Genomic DNA, 16,497 nt, shown 5'->3' with positions numbered 1-16,497 from the left:
CGGTAACTCAGCCCGGCTCGTGGTGGACGCATTATAAGAGCAAAGGGGCACACGGCGATCCGTGTGCCCCTTTGACTATCGAAGCGTAGTTTGCATCAACGTGCGATGCTGCGCCGCGTCAGTCCGTGACAGCGCCCTTGTTCGCCGGCTTCACGAGTGCCGCGAACTTGGCCAGCACGCCGCGCGTGTAACGCGGCGCGGGCTGCTTCCATGCACCGCGGCGGCGTTGCAGTTCGGCGTCGTCGACGTTGAGTTGCAACAGCAGCTTGTGCGCGTCGATCGTGATCGAGTCGCCTTCCTGCACGAGCGCGATCGTGCCGCCGGCGAACGCTTCCGGCGCGACGTGACCCACGACCATACCCCACGTGCCCCCCGAAAAGCGCCCGTCGGTGATGAGACCGACCGATTCGCCGAGTCCCTTGCCGATGATCGCCGAGGTCGGCGCGAGCATCTCCGGCATGCCCGGACCGCCTTGCGGGCCGAGATAGCGCAGCACGACGACATCGCCCGCCTGGATCTTGTCGGCGAGGATCGCATCCATCGCGCTTTGCTCGTCGTCGAATACGCGCGCCGGGCCCGTGATGACCGGGTTCTTCAGGCCGGTGATCTTCGCGACGGCGCCGTCTTCCGCGAGGTTGCCCTTGAGGATCGCGAGATGGCCTTCGCTGTAGAGCGCCTTGTCGATCGGATAAATCACTTTCTGGTCCGCGCGCGGCTTGCCCGGCACGTCCTTCAGTTCTTCAGCGATCGTCTTGCCGGTGATGGTCACGCAGTCGCCGTGCAACAGGCCCGCATCGAGCAGAAGCTTGAGCACCTGCGGGATGCCGCCCGCCTCATGCAGGTCGGTCGCGACGTACTTGCCCGACGGCTTCAGGTCGCAGATCACGGGCACTTTCTTGCGCATCCGCTCGAAGTCATCGATAGTCCACTCGACTTCCGCCGCGTGTGCGATGGCCAGATAGTGCAGCACGGCATTGGTCGAGCCGCCCGTCGCCATGATGAGCGCGACGGCGTTTTCTATCGACTTCTTCGTGATGATGTCGCGCGGCTTGAGGTCTTTCTTGACGGCTTCGACCAGCACGCGGGCCGATTCCGCCGCCGAATCCACCTTTTCCTGATCCGGGTTCGCCATCGTCGACGAATACATTAGCGACATGCCGAGCGCCTCGAACGATGAGCTCATCGTGTTGGCCGTGTACATGCCGCCGCACGAGCCCGTCGTCGGGCACGCGTTCTGTTCGACCCCTTCGAAATCTTCCTGCGACATGCGGCCCGCCGTGAACTCGCCGACCGCTTCGAACGACGACACGATGGTCAGGTCGGTGCCTTTCCATCTGCCCGGTTTGATCGTCCCGCCGTACACGTAGATGCCCGGCACGTTCATCCGCGCGAGGCCGATCATGCCGCCCGGCATGTTCTTGTCGCAACCGCCGATCACGACGACGCCATCCATCCACTGGCCTTGCACGCAGGTCTCGATGCAGTCGGCGATCACTTCGCGCGAAACCAGCGAGTACTTCATGCCCTCCGTGCCCATCGACATGCCGTCGGAGATGGTCGGCGTGCCGAAGGTCTGCGGGTTTGCGTCGGAGCGCTTGACGGCTTCGACGGCGGCGTCGGTGAGCCGTTGCAGGCCGGCGTTGCATGGCGTGATGGTCGAGTGGCCGTTGGCGACGCCGATCATCGGCTTGTCGAAGTCTTCCTTCTGGTAGCCGAGCGCGTAATACATCGAGCGGTTCGGCGAACGCGCGACGCCTTGCGTGATGTTCTTCGAACGACGGTTGTACGGCATGGGGAGCTCCATCCAGTTGTTTTGGTGTGCGCGCCGATCGGCTCGCTTCCCGCTTGCGGCGCAACGGCCTGGGCGGTTCCAGCGCGGGTTCTTTAGTCTAGTTCGGGCGCGTTGGGCAAGAATGGAGTTTCTGCAAAAGAATGTCCAATATATTATTCAGCATCGATTAGGTCGTAAAATGTATCAATGAGCCTGCCTGCCGTCCCCGATCTCCGCCAGTTGCGCTATTTCGTGACCGTCGCCGAAGAGAAGCACTTCGGGCGCGCGGCGGCGCGGCTGTCGATGACGCAGCCGCCGCTGTCGCAGGCGATCCGCGCGCTCGAAGACACGTTGGGCGTCGAGCTGTTCGCGCGCACCAAGCGCTCCGTCGAACTGACGTCGGTCGGAGCGGATCTGCTGCCCGAGGTGCGGCGGCTGCTGGCGGGCGCGGAAGGGCTGCGGCCATTGGCGCAGAGTCTTGCGCGCGGCGAGGCGGGGGTGCTGTCGCTGGCGTTCGTGTCGACGGCGGATTACGGGCTGTTGCCGCCGCTGTTGCGCGAGTTCGGCTCGCGCCATCCGCGCGTGCGGCTCGAACTGCTCGAAGCGACCAGCGACGTGCAGATCGACGAGCTGGTCGCGGGGCGTGTCGATGCGGGACTGGTGATCGGGCCGCTGCCGCCGCGCTACGCGTCGCAGCTGTCGTGGTTGCCGCTGGCGCGCGAGCCGCTGGTGATCGCGATGTCGGCGGAGATGGCGGCGCGTATCGAGGTCGATACAGAAGGCGGTGCGGCGAGCGGGGCGGGCGTGGCCGAATGGCGCGACGAGCCGTTGAGCCTCGCGCAGGCGGGCGACACGCCGCTGGTCGTTTTCCCAAGGCGTCTCGCGCCAGGCTTTTATGACATCATTATGGATTGCTACGGCGCGGCCGGCCTGACGCCGCACATCGGCCAGGAAGCGATCCAGATGCAGACGATCGTGAGCCTGGTGTCCGCGGGCATGGGTGTCGCGCTGGTGCCGCAATCGTTGCGTAACCTGCGGCGCACGGGCGTCGTGTATCGTCCGTTGCGTGAGGCCGTACCCGCCGTCGTCACCGGGCTCGTGTGGCGCACGGCGGAAGTGAGCCCTGTGCTGGCCGGTTTCATCGACATCGTGCGTGCTCATGCCGATGTGCTGGCCGGCTAGCGGCGAACCCTTTGCGGCGCGGCGCGTCCAATGCGCTTGAGTTTCCAGATTACCGAACCCCTATAACGATACGATGCACATTCACCCGAATTTCGATCCCATCGCCATTCATCTGGGACCGCTGGCCGTCCGCTGGTACGGCCTGATGTACCTGGTCGCCTTTGTCATGGCGATCGTCGTGGGCCGGTTGCGGCTGCGTTTGCCGCATGTCGCGGCACAAGGCTGGACCCCGAAGGACATCGACGACATGCTGTTTTATGGCGTGCTCGGTACGATACTCGGCGGGCGTCTTGGTTATGTGCTGTTCTACAAGGCGAGTTGGTACTTCGCGCATCCTCTGGACATCTTCAAGGTCTGGGAAGGGGGCATGTCGTTCCATGGCGGTTTTCTCGGCGTGACGCTGGCGATGGTGTTGTTCGCGTGGCAGCGAAAGCGCACGTGGCTGCAGGTGACCGATTTCGTCGCGCCGATGGTGCCGACTGGTCTTGCTGCGGGGCGGCTTGGTAATTTCATCAATGGTGAGTTGTGGGGGCGGGTGACGTCGCCCGATGCGCCTTGGGCGATGCTGTTCCCCGGTGCCGCGAATGAAGATGCCGGCTGGCTGGCGGCGCATCCGGCGCAGGCCGCGCAATGGCATCTTGGTGAGGTGTTTGCGCAATATCACATGCTGCCGCGGCATCCTTCGCAGTTGTATGAGATCGCGCTTGAAGGTGTCGTGCTGTTTCTTGTGCTGTGGTTCTTTACGCGCAAGCCGCGGCCTGTTGGGGCTGCTTCGGCTGTCTTTCTTATTGGCTATGGCCTTGCGCGCTTTACGGTTGAGTTTGCGCGTGAGCCGGATGATTTTCTTGGGCTGCTGGCGTTTGGGCTGTCCATGGGACAGTGGCTGTCGCTGCCGATGGTTATTGCTGGGGTGCTGATGTTGGTGTGGGCTTATCGGCGGAATGGGAGGGGGGCTGCGCGGGCTGTTAATGCAGGTTGATGTGCTTTTTTTCTGTCTGCGACGCTGGGGTGGTTTGGTTGTGTTTTTTGCTGGCATCCGCGCTTTGCCTTTGCGCTTCGAGCGTCGCCCCTGTGCGGGGCGGCACCCACTTTTCTTTGCCGCCGCGTAACTATTCAGCGCTTGTAAACTGCTACCAGGCTGTGCATAGTGAGGGACATGACGAAGATGCCCGACCTCAAGGACCTGACACCGGAGCAGAAGGACGCACTCATCGTTGATCTGGTGAGGCGTCTGAACGAGCTCGAGGCAAAGCTTGAGAAGGACAGTCATAACTCCAGCAAGCCGCCGTCAAGCGATGGTCCAAGGCGCAAGCCGAAGTCATTGCGCGGCACGAGCGGGGCCAGGCCTGGCGCGCAACCGGGGCACAAGGGCAAGACGCTCAAACGCGTCGCGCAACCCGATCACATCGAGATTCACCCGGTGGCGCTGGTGTGCGATGCATGTGGCCAACGCATCGCAGCAGCCCGCGTGGCCGTGTTGCCCGAAGGCCGTCAGGTGATCGATTTGCCACCCACGCGCTTTGAGGTGACCGAGCATCGCGTGCAGATCGCGCAGTGCCGCTGCGGCAAGCATCACTCGGGCGCATTTCCCAAGGGCGTGAGCCAGGCGGTTCAGTACGGCCCCCAGATTCGCGCCGCAGCCGTCTATCTGACGCAATACCAGCAGTTGCCGGTTGCGCGCACCGCCCAGGCGCTGAAGGACCTGTTTGGTCTGCATGTGGTTACGGGAACCGTCCAGCACAGCATTGATCAGGCCGCGCAGTTACTGGTGCCAGCCGTTGAGCAGATCCGGCAGGCGCTACGCGGGCAACCCGTGGTGCATTTCGATGAGAGCTGCATGCGCGTGGGGCGCGAGTCCCGCTGGCTGCATGTCGCCTCGACGCACGCGTTGAGCTGGTATGGCGCGCACCGCAAGCGCGGCAGCGAGGCGCTGGACAGCTTCGGCATTCTTCCCGGCTTTACGGGAGTCGCGGTCCATGACGGCTGGCGGCCGTATGCCGGCTATGAGTGTGAGCATGCGCTGTGCAATGCTCATCATCTGCGCGAACTGGTGTTTGTCCTGGAGTCCACGCAGCAACGCTGGGCCCAGCAGATGATTGACCTGCTTTGCCAGGCAAAGCGCGAGGTCGACCTCAGTCAGGCTGCAGGAAACACCGCGCTGAGTCAGGCGCGCCAACGCTATTACACACGGCGCAGCCGCGCCCTGATCGCCCAGGCACGCAAGCTCAATCCGCAGCAGGCACGTGAGTCCGGGCGCCGGGAACGCCGCGGCAGGATCAGGCAAAGCTTTACCTGCAACCTGCTCACACGGCTTCACAAGTATGCCGATGAGGTGTGGCGTTTCATTGCCGATCACCGCGTACCGTTCGACAACAACCAGGCCGAACGCGATATCCGCATGCCCAAACTCAAACAGAAGATCTCCGGGTGCTTCCGCTCGGAATCGGGTATGGAGGCGTTCTGCACGATCCGCTCCTACCTTGCCACCTTACGCAAGCAGAGCCGTTCGCTGATCGACGCGCTCGCCCTGGCCTTTACAGGAGTCGTCGTTTCGCCTCTGGTTACCGCTGAATAGTTACGCCGCCGCAAAGAAAAGTAGGCAAAAAGAAAGCGGCTAACACCGCTAGCATTTCTTCTTGCCTGAGGGCCCCAAAGGGTCTTACGCTTCACACGGCAGCGTCCTTGTTTGCCTGCGTTGCCAACGCGCTGAATGAGCGCCTCACCCACTTCAAACACCCCCACAAAGGCTCGCGGTAGCGAATGTTTTCTGCCGCCCAGGTGGCAAACTGTGTGTAGGCCGTAGCACCTCACACACCTCACTCCGGACCGATAGCGCACGCGTTCCACCCTGTAAGAGCGCTACCCTATACGACGCGACAACCTACACACAGTTTGCCACCTGGGCGGCAGTGGATTATCTGGCGCGGCATGTCGCGACGCGGGGCACGTGAAGCGGGTGATATGTCAAATCAGAGCGCTGGCAACAAGCATGAGTCACGTGGTTGCCGTGTGAAGTGAGGGACCGGTTGAGGGCCCTCAGGCAAGAAGAAATGTTGGCGGTGTCAGCCGCTTTCTTTTGCCTACTTTTCTTTGCGGCGGTGGCAAAGAAAAGTAGGTGCCGCCCCGCACAGGGGCGACGCGTGAAGCACGCTAACGAATCGCGGATGCCAGCGAAAGGCAAATGCACAGGGGCGACGCTGGAAGCGCAAAGGCAAAGCGCGGATGCCAGCAAAAAACACAAGCAAACCACCCCAGCGTCGCAGACAAAAAAATCACTTCATCTGCACAGACCCTGAAACATTAACCGTCACGGTGGACGTTCCACCTTCAACAGGCACAGGCGCCGCCGCCTTGGCGCTAACATCCGACCGCATGCTCATCATCATGACAGGCCGCGGCGGCACGCCGCCACTATGCCCGACATTCACTTCGCGAATGGTATAGCCGCTGTACCCAAAAGCCTGCGCAGCCGCAGCAGCCTGCTGCTTGAACGATGCAATCGCCTGCCCCGTCAGCTTCTGCCCGGCAGCGCGCTCAGCCTCCGGCGACAGTGAAAACTGCACATTCCCAACCTGCATGATCGACGACAATTGCCCCGCGAGCTTCGATGCCGCCGCGAAGTCGTGCGACTCCAGCACGATCTCCGTTCGCCCGCGCCACGCGGAAATACGCCCGTCGCGATCCGTCGACGGATAGATAGAGAACGAACCGGTGCGCGCCGTCACACCGCTCACGCCCTTGGCCTTTTGCAGCGCCTGGTCGGCATGCTGGTTCAACGTGCCCGTCAACGACGACGGATCGCTGGCTTCCTGTTCGTAGAACAGCGTGATATCGACGACGTCCTGTGGCACATCGGCGCTCGCCTGTGCGTTCAGCGACAGCACGCCGGCCGGCTGATACTGCTGCACAACGGTTTGCGCATTGGCCGCGACGGACGTGAGCGCGAGTGCAACAGGCGCCGCGCAGGCGCCCGCCGCGAGCGCCCATACGAGCGCGGATTTTCTGGTCATTGTTCGACTCCTTCGTTGAGCAGGTTATGCATGCATGCGTCGAGATCCACGTCGCCAGACGCAGTCGCGCGGCGCGCGTGGCATGACGCTTGCGAGGCGGTTAGGCGCCTGAAAGGGTCGTCTGGTTCCCGAGCGAATGCTCGAATGTCACGCGAACTCGCGTATTCATCACGTGTTCATGCAGCGCGCTTCGCAAGCTGCTTCGTGATGAACGTCCATTCCGCCTCCGTCACGGGCGTGATCGACAGACGGTTGCCCTTCGCGAGCACACGCATGTCGGCAACCTCGGGATGCTCGCGCAACGCCGCCAGAGCGATCAGCTTGATCTTCTTCTTGAACACGACATCGACGAGCGTCCAGCGCGGCGTTTCCTGCGTCGACTTCTCATCGTAGTACGGGCTCTTCGGATCGAACTGGGTCGGGTCGGGGTAGGGCGTCGACGATACTTCAGCGATGCCCGCAATGCCCGGCTCCGGGCAACTGGAGTGATAGAACAGCACGCCGTCGCCGACCTTCATGATGTCGCGCATGAAGTTGCGTGCCTGATAATTGCGCACGCCCGTCCAGGGCAGCGTGCGTTGCGGAGCATTCGCGAGATCGTCGATGCTCGCTTCGTCCGGTTCGGACTTCATCAGCCAGTAGCGCATGAGTCGGATTGAACGTGAAGTAGAAAGAAGTCTTCGTCGAACAGTCGGGTTCAAACGGTTCGCAACGCGGTGCGCGCCAACCAACGCAATGCGCACGCCCAAAGAAAAACGGCATCGGACAAAGTCCGATGCCGTTCGTATAGGTCCCCGCCTTAGCCGCTAGGCCGGCATCCTGAACCTGAGGTTCAGAATTGGTCGCAGTTAGCAGCACTTCGGGTACATCAGACAGAGTGACGCGCACACCCGTGCTACAAATTTCCGCAACCGTGCACATAGCATTGGTTCAAGGAATATATGACCTTGGCGAACCAGGCAGGGAAGCTTTAAAACGTTTGCTCTACAACATGGGCCCGACCGCAGAACAATCAAGCCCACCAGAATTTTCTTTACTGCACGCTGCTGTACTGTTGGATCACAGTGCCCAGCTGCTCATTCATCTGGTGCATTGTACGCCGGATTTCTTCGGCGGGAAATGATTCTCCGTGTCGCACGCTGGCTTGCAGCCTAAGCAGTTCCGATGCCAGCGACAATGCCGCCATCACGGCGATACGATCCTGGCCGCGCACGTTGCTGTTGGAGCGAATCTTCGACATCTCGGCATCGACACGCGCCACCGCTTCGAGCAGCGCCGCCTCCGTTTCCGCCGAGCAGGCGAGACGATAGGGCTGGCCGAGGATCGACACTTCGATCTGCTTCGTGGTCATGCGTTTTCTCCGTGGCGGGTCGCGTCGTTGTTCGCGTCGTGATTGGCCTGCGCCTGCTGCTCGGGCGCGAGGAGATCGAGTTGATTGTCGGGCTCATGACCGCGAGCGCGCGGCAGCTTCTCGAGGATGGCGTTCAGACGCACCTGAGCGTCGTCGATCTTCGCGGACAGCGCATCGCGCTCCGCTTGCAATGCGGCGCGTTCTTCGCGAGTCTGTTCGAGTTCTACGCGGGTCGCTTCGCATTCGGCGCGCGCTTGTGCGAGCTGTTCTTCGAGTGCGAGGCGCGCTTCGTTGTAGCGTTGGCTGATCTCGATCAGCCGGCCGATGTTCTGTGACAGTGTTTCGAGTTCGGTGAGCATGTGCTGCGTCCTCTAAAGACATGGCATTCTAGCGCGGAATGTCGCACGCTCGGGCATTTGTCTCGTTTCAGGACGTAACAGTAGCGCTTTAACGCCGCATTATCCAGGTGTCTCGTCGCGATTCACGCATTTTTACCCTTGAAAAAGGGACTCTTTTTAAAAGTCCACGCTCATCGTCCCTGCGACACCCTCGCGTTTCTTGACGCGTGTGTACGCCACTTCTACACTTGCGGCACTCTGGTGCCCGCGCGCGGTATCGCGCCGCGCGCAGTTAAACGGGAAGCAGGGAGCGAAGTCCGCCCGGACGAGCCAACCTGCGCTGTCCTCGCAACGGTACAACGACCGCAGTTCCTGCAGGTCGACCCATGCACGCGTCGAGCCATCCATGAGAGCCGATGCCGTGCGAAGCGCCACTGCGCATGAAGCGTGGGAAGGCGGGTCGGCCAGTCGTCAGCCCGGATACCGGCCGGAGTCAAGGAGCGTGTCGCTCCTTGTACAGGCATCGGCCCACGAGGAGCGGGCCGCGCACAGGCCCACAGGACTCTTTCGATGCTCACCTCCGTGTTTGTCCACCCGGCGTGTCTGCGCCAGGTGTTTCCGCGCCCGCTGTGTCCAGACTTCCGACGCGCGCCGCTTGCAGCGCTCGCCGTGATCGCTTTCGCTTCAGTCCCGCTCGCTGCAAGCGCGCAGTCAGCCGACGAGGCGAACCCATCCGCCACATCCACGGATCGATCGGACAAGGACGCGACGGGCGCTGCGTCGTCGACCCATCCCACGACTTTGTCGCCCATCGTCGTCACGGCTGACCGTCGCGCGCAGCGGCTCGCCGACGCGATTCCGCAGACCACGCTGTTCGACCCGCAGGACATCGCGGACAGCAGCGCGCGCGATTTGCCGGGCCTGCTGGCGTTCGCGCCCGGCGCGCAGATCGTACGCAACGGCGGGCCGGGCTCGACGTCGAGTCTCTTCTTGCGGGGCGCGTCGTCGACGCAATCGCTCGTGCTGATCGACGGCGTGCGGGTCGACTCCGTGAGCCAGGGCAACGCGCAGCTCGAACAGATTCCACTCGACCAGATCGATCACGTCGAAGTGGTCAACGGCAACGTGTCGGCGCTGTATGGCTCGGGCGCGATCGGCGGCGTGGTGCAGGTGTTCACGAAGGAAGGCGGCAATCATCCGCCGCGTTTTCACTTCGAGGTCGAGTACGGCAGCTATCACACGCAGCGCCAGGCGGCGGGCGTCGACGGCGCGCTCGACAAGGACGGCCGCACGACCTTCAGCATCACGCTCGCGCGCGCGAAGACGGACGGCTTCTCGTCGATCGACCCGGCGCTCGCGCCTGTCAATCCGAACGCGAACGGCTATTTCAACGAGAGCGTGAGCGCGTCGCTGCGCCACAAGCTCAACGACCGGTGGGACATTGGCCTGCGCTACTTCCAGTCGAACGGCAACGACAGTTTCGACAATCCCTTCGGCCTGCCCACCGATCTCAACAATCTGCACAGCAAGGTGCAGACGGCCTCGGCCTTCGCGAACGGCAAGCTCACCGATTGGTGGACGACGCGCTTCGTCGTCGCGACGGGCAACGATCGCAGCAACACGTCGGTCAATGGCGACTATCTGTACCGCTACGATTCGGACAACCGGCAGTACACGTGGCAAAACGATTTCACGTTTGCGCGCGATCAAAAGCTTCAGTTGGGCTACGAGCATCTCGACCAGACGCTCGACTCGAATCAGTACAGCGCGCCGGCGCGTCACGTGAACTCGGGGTTTGCGGGCTACACGGGGCGCTTCGGCAACAGCCAGATCCAGGCAAACCTGCGGCGCGACCAGTACTCGGATTTCGGCGGAGCCAACAGTTACTATCTGGGCTATGGCTACGACTTCAACGAGCACTGGAAGGTGACTGCAAGCTGGTCCGATGCATTTCGCGCGCCGAGCTTCAACGATCTGTACTTCCCGTACAGCGGTAATCCGCTCATTCAACCGGAGCACAGCCATTCCGTCGAGGCCGCATTGCAGTACGCATCCGATGCGCTCGGCCTGCTGAAGCTCACGGCATTCCAGACGCGCTACACGAACCTGATCGACTATGTGCAGACCACGCCGGGAATCTACGTCGCTGAGAACGTGGGGCATGCGAAAGTGCAGGGCATCGAGGGATCGTGGCAGGGCCATGTCGGCAAGACCGATGTGCGCGCGGCCCTGACGTTCCAGAATCCCGTCGATGAAGACACGCATACCGATCTGAACCGTCGCGCGCGTCATTTCGCGTCGTTCACGGCGAACCGCAATGTCGGCAGCTGGCGGGTGGGCGGCGAATGGCTTGTGAGCGGCGAACGCGACGACAGCGGCACGGCGCTCGGCGGTTATGGCATCGTGAATTTGTCCGCGCGCTACAACGTCACAAAGGCGTGGTACGTGGCCGCGCAAATCCAGAATCTCTTCGACAAGGACTATGAACTCGCCTACACGTACAACACGCCAAGGCGCGGCGCCTATATCACGCTCGGCTGGCAACAGCAGTGACGCGCGATGAGCGGACTCGTGCAACGTCAGCCGCAATCTCAGCCGATCCAGGTCGCGCGAGGCATGAGCGCGAAGCGCGCGCTCGCCATCTGGACGGCGCTCGGTATCGCGGCGCTCGCGGTCTTCGTGGCGTCGCTTGCGCTGGGCAGCGTGAGCGTCGCGCCGTCGCGCGTGCTCGACGCGTTGCTGCCGTCGGCTGACGTATCGTCCGATCTCGCCACGCAGATCGTTCGCACGTTGCGCTTGCCGCGCGCGCTCGCCGGCTTCGGTTGCGGCGCATTGCTTGCGCTCGCGGGTGCGTTGCTTCAGGTGTTGCTGCGCAATCCGCTGGCCGAGCCGTACGTGCTCGGCGTGTCGGGCGGCGCGGCGAGCTTTGCGCTGGTCGCGATGATCGCGGGCTGCGCGTGGTGGATCGTCGATGCATCGGCGTTCGCCGGCGCGTTCGTGTCGATCCTGCTGGTGCTCGGTCTTGCACGCGGCGCGCTGTGGCGCGGCGAGCCGCAGGACGCATCGCCGCGTCTGCTGCTGACGGGCGCGGTAATCGCAGCGGGGTGGGGCGCCGTCATCACATTGCTGTTGACGATCGCGCCCGACAGCCGCCTGCGCGGCATGCTGTTCTGGCTGACGGGCGATCTGAACGGCGGCGGCATGCCGTGGCTCGCGCTCGCTGCGTTGTGCGTCGCGTTGCTCGCGATCGTGCCCATCGCGCCGCAACTCAATGTACTGCTGCGCGGTGACGCCGCGGCGCAAGCGCTCGGCGTGCCCGTGATGCGCGCGCGGCTACGCGTCTACCTGGTCGCATCGCTCGCCGCTGCCGCCGCTGTGACGACGGGCGGCACGATTGGATTCGTCGGGCTCGTCGTGCCGCACATCCTGCGTCTCGCGTTCGGCAACGATCAGCGCATGCTGCTGCCCGCAGCGGCGCTCGGCGGCGGCGTTGCCGTGATGGGTGCCGATCTGATCGCGCGCACCGTGATCGCGCCCGCGCAGTTGCCCGTTGGCGTGATCACCGCGTTGATCGGCGTGCCCGTGTTCCTGTGGATGCTGCTCCGACGGAGGCGCGCATGAACGCACGCATGAACGCACGCACAAGCGCCGATGCCACGCTGCACGCAGACCAGTTGACCTTGCGCGCCGGCTCGCGCACGTTACTCGATGCCTTCACGCACACGTTCTATCCGGGCGAAGTCTGGTGCATCGCCGGACCGAACGGTGCGGGCAAAACGACGCTCATCTCGACGCTCGCGGGTCTCATGCGTCCAGCGAAAGGACACATCGAGCTGGACGGAACGCATGTGAGCGCATGGTCGCTTGCGCGCCTCGCCCAGCGCCGTGCGCTGATGCCGCAAACATCGCACGATGCATTCAGCGCGAGCGTGCTCGACATCGTGCTGCTGAACCGTTTTCCGCATCTGGCCGGCTGGGGCTGGGAGCGCGACGAGGATCGCGTAGCCGCGCATGCGGCGCTCGATGCGCTCGGTCTCGCGGACTTCGCTGCGCGCGATGTGCTGTCGCTGTCGGGCGGCGAGCGGCAGCGTGTCGCGCTCGCGGCCGTGCTATGCCAGGACGCGCCGCTGCTGCTGCTCGACGAGCCGCTTGCGCATCTGGACCTGCATCATCAGATCGATTGCCTCGAAGCATTGAGCGCATGGGCGCGCGGTGCTGGGCGTACAGTGATGTTCTCGTGCCACGATCTGAATCTCGCGCGGCGTTTCGCGACGCACGCGCTGCTGCTGGAAGGCAACGGCGCCGCGCATGCGGGACCTGCGCGCGACGTGCTGACGCCCGAACTCGCCAGCCGCGCATTCGGCTACCCACTGGTGCTGATCCGCGACGGCGACGATGAAGCGCTGATTCCGGCGCTGCGCGCAGCGTCTCGCAACTGAACACGCATGACCCGAACTCTTCACGCATACACGAATATGACCACTTCGCATTCCCTGCCCATCGTCGAGCCGCTCGACCAGACATTGCGCGCCGAGTTGCAACGCATTATCGACCTGAAGACCAAGCCGCCCGGCAGTCTCGGCCAGCTCGAAGCGCTCGCGCGCCAGATGGGCATGATCCAGCGCAGCACGCAGCCCACCATCACACGTCCCGCGATGATCGTGTTCGCCGCCGATCACGGCATTGCGAACGCGGGCGTGAGTCCGTATCCGCAAGCGGTGACGGCGCAAATGGTGCTCAACTTTCTCGCGGGCGGCGCGGCGATCAATGCGTTCAGCCGCGTTGCGGGCCTCGAACTCGAAGTGGTGAATGCCGGTGTCGCCCATGAGTTCGCGCCGCACGAAAAGCTCGTCGATATCCCCATTGCCCGTGGCACGCGCAACTTCGCGCAAGAGCCCGCGATGACGCGTGACGAAGCCCTCGCCGCGATGCGCGCGGGCGCGGACCGTGTTCGTCATCACGCGGCGCTCGGCACCAATGTGATCGGCTTCGGCGAAATGGGCATTGCGAATACGTCGTCGGCTGCGTGTCTGATGAGCCGCCTGTGCGGCGTGCCTATCGACGATTGCGTCGGGCGCGGCACGGGTCTCGACAATGCCGGCCTCGTGAAGAAGCGCAATGTGCTGGCGGCGGCGCTCGCGTTTCACCCGGCATCGAACGATCCGCTCGATGTGCTCGCAACCTTCGGTGGCTTCGAGATCGCGATGATGGCGGGCGCGTATCTCGCGGCGGCACAAGCACGCATGACGATCGTCGTCGATGGTTTTATCGCGACCTCCGCGCTGCTGGTGGCCGATGCGTTCGCGCCTGCCGTGCGCGATTACTGCGTGTTCGCGCATGCGTCGAACGAAGCGGGCCATCGCCGCATGCTCGATTACTTCGGCGCGGTGCCGCTGCTCGCACTCGATCTGCGCCTGGGCGAAGGAACGGGCGCAGCACTTGCTATGCCTTTGCTGCGCGCAGCCGTGGCATTCGTCAACGAAATGGCGAGCTTCGAGTCGGCAGGCGTCGCGCAACGCGATGCATGATGCGCGGCGCGTGCATCAATCGAGGCGTTCGAAGCGAGAGAACTGTGATGAAAAAAATGCGTCGAACCAGCGATGAATGAACTGCGTTATTTCTTCACGGCACTCGGCTACTTCACGCGTGTGCCCGTGCCGCGCTGGGTCGGCTACGAGCCGCATTATCTGAACGCGGCAGCGCGTTACTTTCCGTTGGTCGGTGCACTCGTCGGCGCGGCGGGCGCTATCGTATACATAGCTGCCCTGCGCATCTTTCCGCCGGGCGTCGCCGTGTTGCTGTCGATGGCGACGACACTGCTCATCACGGGCGCATTCCACGAAGACGGGCTGGCCGATTGCGTGGATGCGTTCGGCGGCGCCTATACACGCGACGATACGCTGCGCATCATGCATGACTCGCGCATCGGCGCATTCGGCGCGATTGCGTTGATGGTCGCGCTTGCATTGAAGTGGCAAACGCTTGCCGCCTTGCCGCCGCTCTATGCGGCGTGGCTGATGATCGCGGCGCATGCGGCGAGCCGCGCCTGCGCAATCAGCTATCTCGTCACACTCGACTACGTGCGGGCGGAAGGCAAGGCCAAGCCCGTTGCGCAGCGCATGTCACGCAATGCTTTTGGCTGCGCTATCTTTCTAGGTATGCCGTGGCTGTTCTGGCCGCAGTGGCGTGCCGGTTGCATCGCGCTGCTCGTGCTCGTCGTATTGCGTTTCATGCTGGGGCGCTATTTCGTCAGACGCATCGGCGGTTATACGGGCGATTGCCTGGGCTTTGCGCAGCAGATCTTCGAACTGGCCATCTACCTGGTGGGACTCGCATGGATATCGTTCTGATCCGACACCCGGCTGTTTCCGTACAAGAGGGCGTGTGCTACGGCCAGAGCGACGTGGCGCTCGCCGATCCGCCGGAGGCGTCGGCGGCTGCCGTCGCCGTGCGTCTCGCGACCTTGCAGGTGCCCGCGCCGCGCGTGCTGCTGTCGAGTCCGCTCACTCGCTGCGCAACGGTTGCGACCGCCCTCGCCGCGAATTTCGGTTGCGCGTATAGCGTGGACGACAGTCTGAAGGAAATGGACTTCGGCACGTGGGAGTTGCAACGTTGGGACGATATCGATCGCGCGTTGCTCGATGCGTGGGCTGAGGATTTCGAAGGCGCGCGCGCACATGGCGGTGAAAGCGTCGAGCAGTTCGTGAGCCGCGTGCGCGCGTGGTTCGACGTATTCCAGCAGACGCGCGAATTGACGCCGGCGTATGTCGTCACGCACGCGGGCGTGATGCGCGTGATCGCGGCGACCGTGCTCGGGTTGCCCGTGGAGCGCTGCCTGACATGGTCGATCGATATGGCGGGTTGCGTCTGGTTGCGCCGCGACGACACGAATCAGCAATGGTCGATCGTGCGCTGGAACGCGTGACGTCGTTTAGTGGCCCGCGCGGCGCGAGCGCGCGACGTCGAGGTCTTCGCACAGTTGCGCCGCGCCTTGCGCGAGACGCGGTGCGGGGCGATTGATCAGATCGCCGTCGATCGCAAACAGGTTATTGCGCGCCACAGCCGTCATGCCGGGCCATGCTTTCCATTTGTCGAGCGACGGCAGCGGGCGGTCGGGCTGCGTCGCGCCGGGCGCGGCCGTGGCGATCGCTTCGGGATTGGCGGCTAGCACCGCTTCCGTCGATACCGTCGGCACCAGCGGTTCGAGCTTCGCAAACACGTTGCGTCCGCCGCATAGCGCGATCACATCGCTGATCATGTGCTCGCCGTTAAGTGTCATCAACGGCTCGTCCCATACCTGATAGAACACGCTGACGACTGGCTGCGTCGAATAGCGCGTGCGCAGCCGCGCGATCTCGTCGCGATAAGTGCGCGCCGCCGCGTCGGCGGATGACGACGTGCCGAGCAGCGTGCCGAGCTTCGTCAGCGATACGGCGATATCGTCGAGTCGATGCGGCTCGCTGAAGTAGAGCGGAATGTGCAGTTCGCGCAGCCGGTCGGTCTGCCGCTGCGCATTGCCATGCCGCCACACGACAATCAGATCGGGCTTCAACGCGACGATGCGTTCGAGATCGAGCGACTTGTTGTCGCCGACGCGCGGCACCTGTTTCGCTGCGGGCGGATAGTCGCTGTACGCGACTGCGCCGACGAGCTTCGCGCCGCCGCCCGCTGCGTAAATCATTTCCGTGACGTGCGGCGCGAGGCTGATCACACGTTGCGCGGGCTGCGCTAGCATGACGGTCGCGCCTGTGTCGTCGACGACGGTGATGGCCGCATGCGCGTGCGCTGTGATGGCGAGCGTGCAGCTTGCGGTTAGTGCGCGAAGTGAGCGGGAAAGTCGCATCG

Annotated in this window: 15 protein-coding genes, 1 other RNA gene and 1 riboswitch; of the genes, 9 read left to right on the top strand and 7 right to left on the bottom strand. The window is 63.5% G+C overall.

Features of this window, described 5'->3' with window-relative positions:
* Window positions 1-118: 118 nt before the first annotated feature.
* Entirely contained in the window at window positions 119-1,792 is a 1,674-nt protein-coding gene (gene ilvD, locus H1204_RS12400; RefSeq protein ID WP_180728534.1) for a dihydroxy-acid dehydratase, read from the bottom strand.
* Between the two features lie 186 nt (window positions 1,793-1,978).
* Here ilvD and H1204_RS12395 point away from each other — a divergent pair, with 186 nt between their 5' ends.
* The 3 genes from H1204_RS12395 (at window position 1,979) to H1204_RS12385 (ending at window position 5,528) form a co-directional block, all read left to right on the top strand.
* Entirely contained in the window at window positions 1,979-2,953 is a 975-nt protein-coding gene (locus H1204_RS12395; RefSeq protein WP_180728533.1) for a LysR family transcriptional regulator, read from the top strand.
* A gap of 73 nt (window positions 2,954-3,026) precedes the next feature.
* Window positions 3,027-3,932, top strand: coding sequence for a prolipoprotein diacylglyceryl transferase (lgt, locus tag H1204_RS12390; protein WP_180728532.1), 906 nt, complete (start codon window positions 3,027-3,029; stop codon window positions 3,930-3,932).
* Window positions 3,933-4,109: 177 nt separating this feature from the next.
* Window positions 4,110-5,528, top strand: coding sequence for an IS66 family transposase (locus H1204_RS12385; protein WP_180728531.1), 1,419 nt, complete (start codon window positions 4,110-4,112; stop codon window positions 5,526-5,528).
* A 697-nt stretch (window positions 5,529-6,225) separates the two neighbouring features.
* Here the strand turns inward: H1204_RS12385 and H1204_RS12380 are convergent.
* The 5 genes from H1204_RS12380 to H1204_RS12360 form a co-directional block, all read right to left on the bottom strand.
* Window positions 6,226-6,963, bottom strand: a complete 738-nt coding sequence (locus H1204_RS12380) for an SIMPL domain-containing protein (RefSeq protein WP_180728530.1) — start codon at window positions 6,961-6,963, stop codon at window positions 6,226-6,228.
* A gap of 176 nt (window positions 6,964-7,139) precedes the next feature.
* A complete protein-coding gene (locus H1204_RS12375) occupies window positions 7,140-7,610 on the bottom strand; it encodes an EVE domain-containing protein (RefSeq protein WP_180728529.1) in 471 nt (156 codons plus the stop codon).
* A 140-nt stretch (window positions 7,611-7,750) separates the two neighbouring features.
* Window positions 7,751-7,932: non-coding RNA, 6S RNA (gene ssrS, locus H1204_RS12370), on the bottom strand.
* A 64-nt stretch (window positions 7,933-7,996) separates the two neighbouring features.
* Window positions 7,997-8,314, bottom strand: coding sequence for a cell division protein ZapA (locus H1204_RS12365; RefSeq protein WP_007588566.1), 318 nt, complete (start codon window positions 8,312-8,314; stop codon window positions 7,997-7,999).
* Complete coding sequence (locus H1204_RS12360; protein WP_036003395.1) at window positions 8,311-8,673, bottom strand: hypothetical protein; 363 nt, start codon at window positions 8,671-8,673, stop codon at window positions 8,311-8,313. Before H1204_RS12360 ends, H1204_RS12365 begins: the two co-directional genes overlap by 4 nt.
* Before the next feature lie 221 nt (window positions 8,674-8,894).
* Window positions 8,895-9,159, top strand: a riboswitch (cobalamin riboswitch).
* A gap of 63 nt (window positions 9,160-9,222) precedes the next feature.
* On the opposite strand from H1204_RS12360, the gene H1204_RS12355 reads away from it, so the two are divergent.
* The 6 genes from H1204_RS12355 (at window position 9,223) to cobC (ending at window position 15,577) form a co-directional block, all read left to right on the top strand.
* Window positions 9,223-11,205 (top strand): TonB-dependent receptor, encoded by a 1,983-nt coding sequence (locus tag H1204_RS12355; protein WP_243468487.1) that lies wholly within the window; start codon window positions 9,223-9,225, stop codon window positions 11,203-11,205.
* A gap of 6 nt (window positions 11,206-11,211) precedes the next feature.
* Window positions 11,212-12,273 carry an iron ABC transporter permease gene (locus H1204_RS12350; RefSeq protein ID WP_180728528.1) on the top strand — a complete coding sequence of 354 codons (1,062 nt, stop codon included), beginning with the start codon at window positions 11,212-11,214 and terminating at the stop codon, window positions 12,271-12,273.
* Window positions 12,270-13,091: an ABC transporter ATP-binding protein gene (locus H1204_RS51280; RefSeq protein WP_243468486.1), complete on the top strand. Its 822-nt coding sequence runs from the start codon at window positions 12,270-12,272 to the stop codon at window positions 13,089-13,091. Before H1204_RS12350 ends, H1204_RS51280 begins: the two co-directional genes overlap by 4 nt.
* Before the next feature lie 36 nt (window positions 13,092-13,127).
* Complete coding sequence (gene cobT / locus H1204_RS51275) at window positions 13,128-14,180, top strand: nicotinate-nucleotide--dimethylbenzimidazole phosphoribosyltransferase (protein WP_243468623.1); 1,053 nt, start codon at window positions 13,128-13,130, stop codon at window positions 14,178-14,180.
* A 72-nt stretch (window positions 14,181-14,252) separates the two neighbouring features.
* On the top strand, window positions 14,253-15,002 hold the full coding sequence (locus H1204_RS12340; protein ID WP_180728527.1) for an adenosylcobinamide-GDP ribazoletransferase: 750 nt from the start codon (window positions 14,253-14,255) through the stop codon (window positions 15,000-15,002).
* Window positions 14,987-15,577, top strand: a complete 591-nt coding sequence (gene cobC / locus H1204_RS12335; RefSeq protein WP_180728526.1) for an alpha-ribazole phosphatase — start codon at window positions 14,987-14,989, stop codon at window positions 15,575-15,577. Before H1204_RS12340 ends, cobC begins: the two co-directional genes overlap by 16 nt.
* A 6-nt stretch (window positions 15,578-15,583) precedes the next feature.
* Here cobC and H1204_RS12330 read toward each other — a convergent pair whose 3' ends face one another.
* Complete coding sequence (locus H1204_RS12330; protein WP_180728525.1) at window positions 15,584-16,495, bottom strand: cobalamin-binding protein; 912 nt, start codon at window positions 16,493-16,495, stop codon at window positions 15,584-15,586.
* Window positions 16,496-16,497: the final 2 nt, after the last annotated feature.

The sequence above is a fragment of the Paraburkholderia sp. PGU19 genome (assembly GCF_013426915.1).
Taxonomy (GTDB): Bacteria; Pseudomonadota; Gammaproteobacteria; order Burkholderiales; family Burkholderiaceae; genus Paraburkholderia.
This window is presented reverse-complemented; position numbering and strand designations above follow the sequence as displayed.

Bases quoted from the DNA above. Each gene is read 5' to 3' on its own strand.
- ilvD (WP_180728534.1), bottom strand. From the start codon at position 1,792: ATGCCGTACAACCGTCGTTCGAAGAACATCACGCAAGGCGTCGCGCGT.
- H1204_RS12395 (WP_180728533.1), top strand. From the start codon at position 1,979: ATGAGCCTGCCTGCCGTCCCCGATCTCCGCCAGTTGCGCTATTTCGTG.
- lgt (WP_180728532.1), top strand. From the start codon at position 3,027: ATGCACATTCACCCGAATTTCGATCCCATCGCCATTCATCTGGGACCG.
- H1204_RS12385 (WP_180728531.1), top strand. From the start codon at position 4,110: ATGACGAAGATGCCCGACCTCAAGGACCTGACACCGGAGCAGAAGGAC.
- H1204_RS12380 (WP_180728530.1), bottom strand. From the start codon at position 6,963: ATGACCAGAAAATCCGCGCTCGTATGGGCGCTCGCGGCGGGCGCCTGC.
- H1204_RS12375 (WP_180728529.1), bottom strand. From the start codon at position 7,610: ATGCGCTACTGGCTGATGAAGTCCGAACCGGACGAAGCGAGCATCGAC.
- H1204_RS12365 (WP_007588566.1), bottom strand. From the start codon at position 8,314: ATGACCACGAAGCAGATCGAAGTGTCGATCCTCGGCCAGCCCTATCGT.
- H1204_RS12360 (WP_036003395.1), bottom strand. From the start codon at position 8,673: ATGCTCACCGAACTCGAAACACTGTCACAGAACATCGGCCGGCTGATC.
- H1204_RS12355 (WP_243468487.1), top strand. From the start codon at position 9,223: ATGCTCACCTCCGTGTTTGTCCACCCGGCGTGTCTGCGCCAGGTGTTT.
- H1204_RS12350 (WP_180728528.1), top strand. From the start codon at position 11,212: ATGAGCGGACTCGTGCAACGTCAGCCGCAATCTCAGCCGATCCAGGTC.
- H1204_RS51280 (WP_243468486.1), top strand. From the start codon at position 12,270: ATGAACGCACGCATGAACGCACGCACAAGCGCCGATGCCACGCTGCAC.
- cobT (WP_243468623.1), top strand. From the start codon at position 13,128: ATGACCACTTCGCATTCCCTGCCCATCGTCGAGCCGCTCGACCAGACA.
- H1204_RS12340 (WP_180728527.1), top strand. From the start codon at position 14,253: ATGAATGAACTGCGTTATTTCTTCACGGCACTCGGCTACTTCACGCGT.
- cobC (WP_180728526.1), top strand. From the start codon at position 14,987: ATGGATATCGTTCTGATCCGACACCCGGCTGTTTCCGTACAAGAGGGC.
- H1204_RS12330 (WP_180728525.1), bottom strand. From the start codon at position 16,495: ATGCGACTTTCCCGCTCACTTCGCGCACTAACCGCAAGCTGCACGCTC.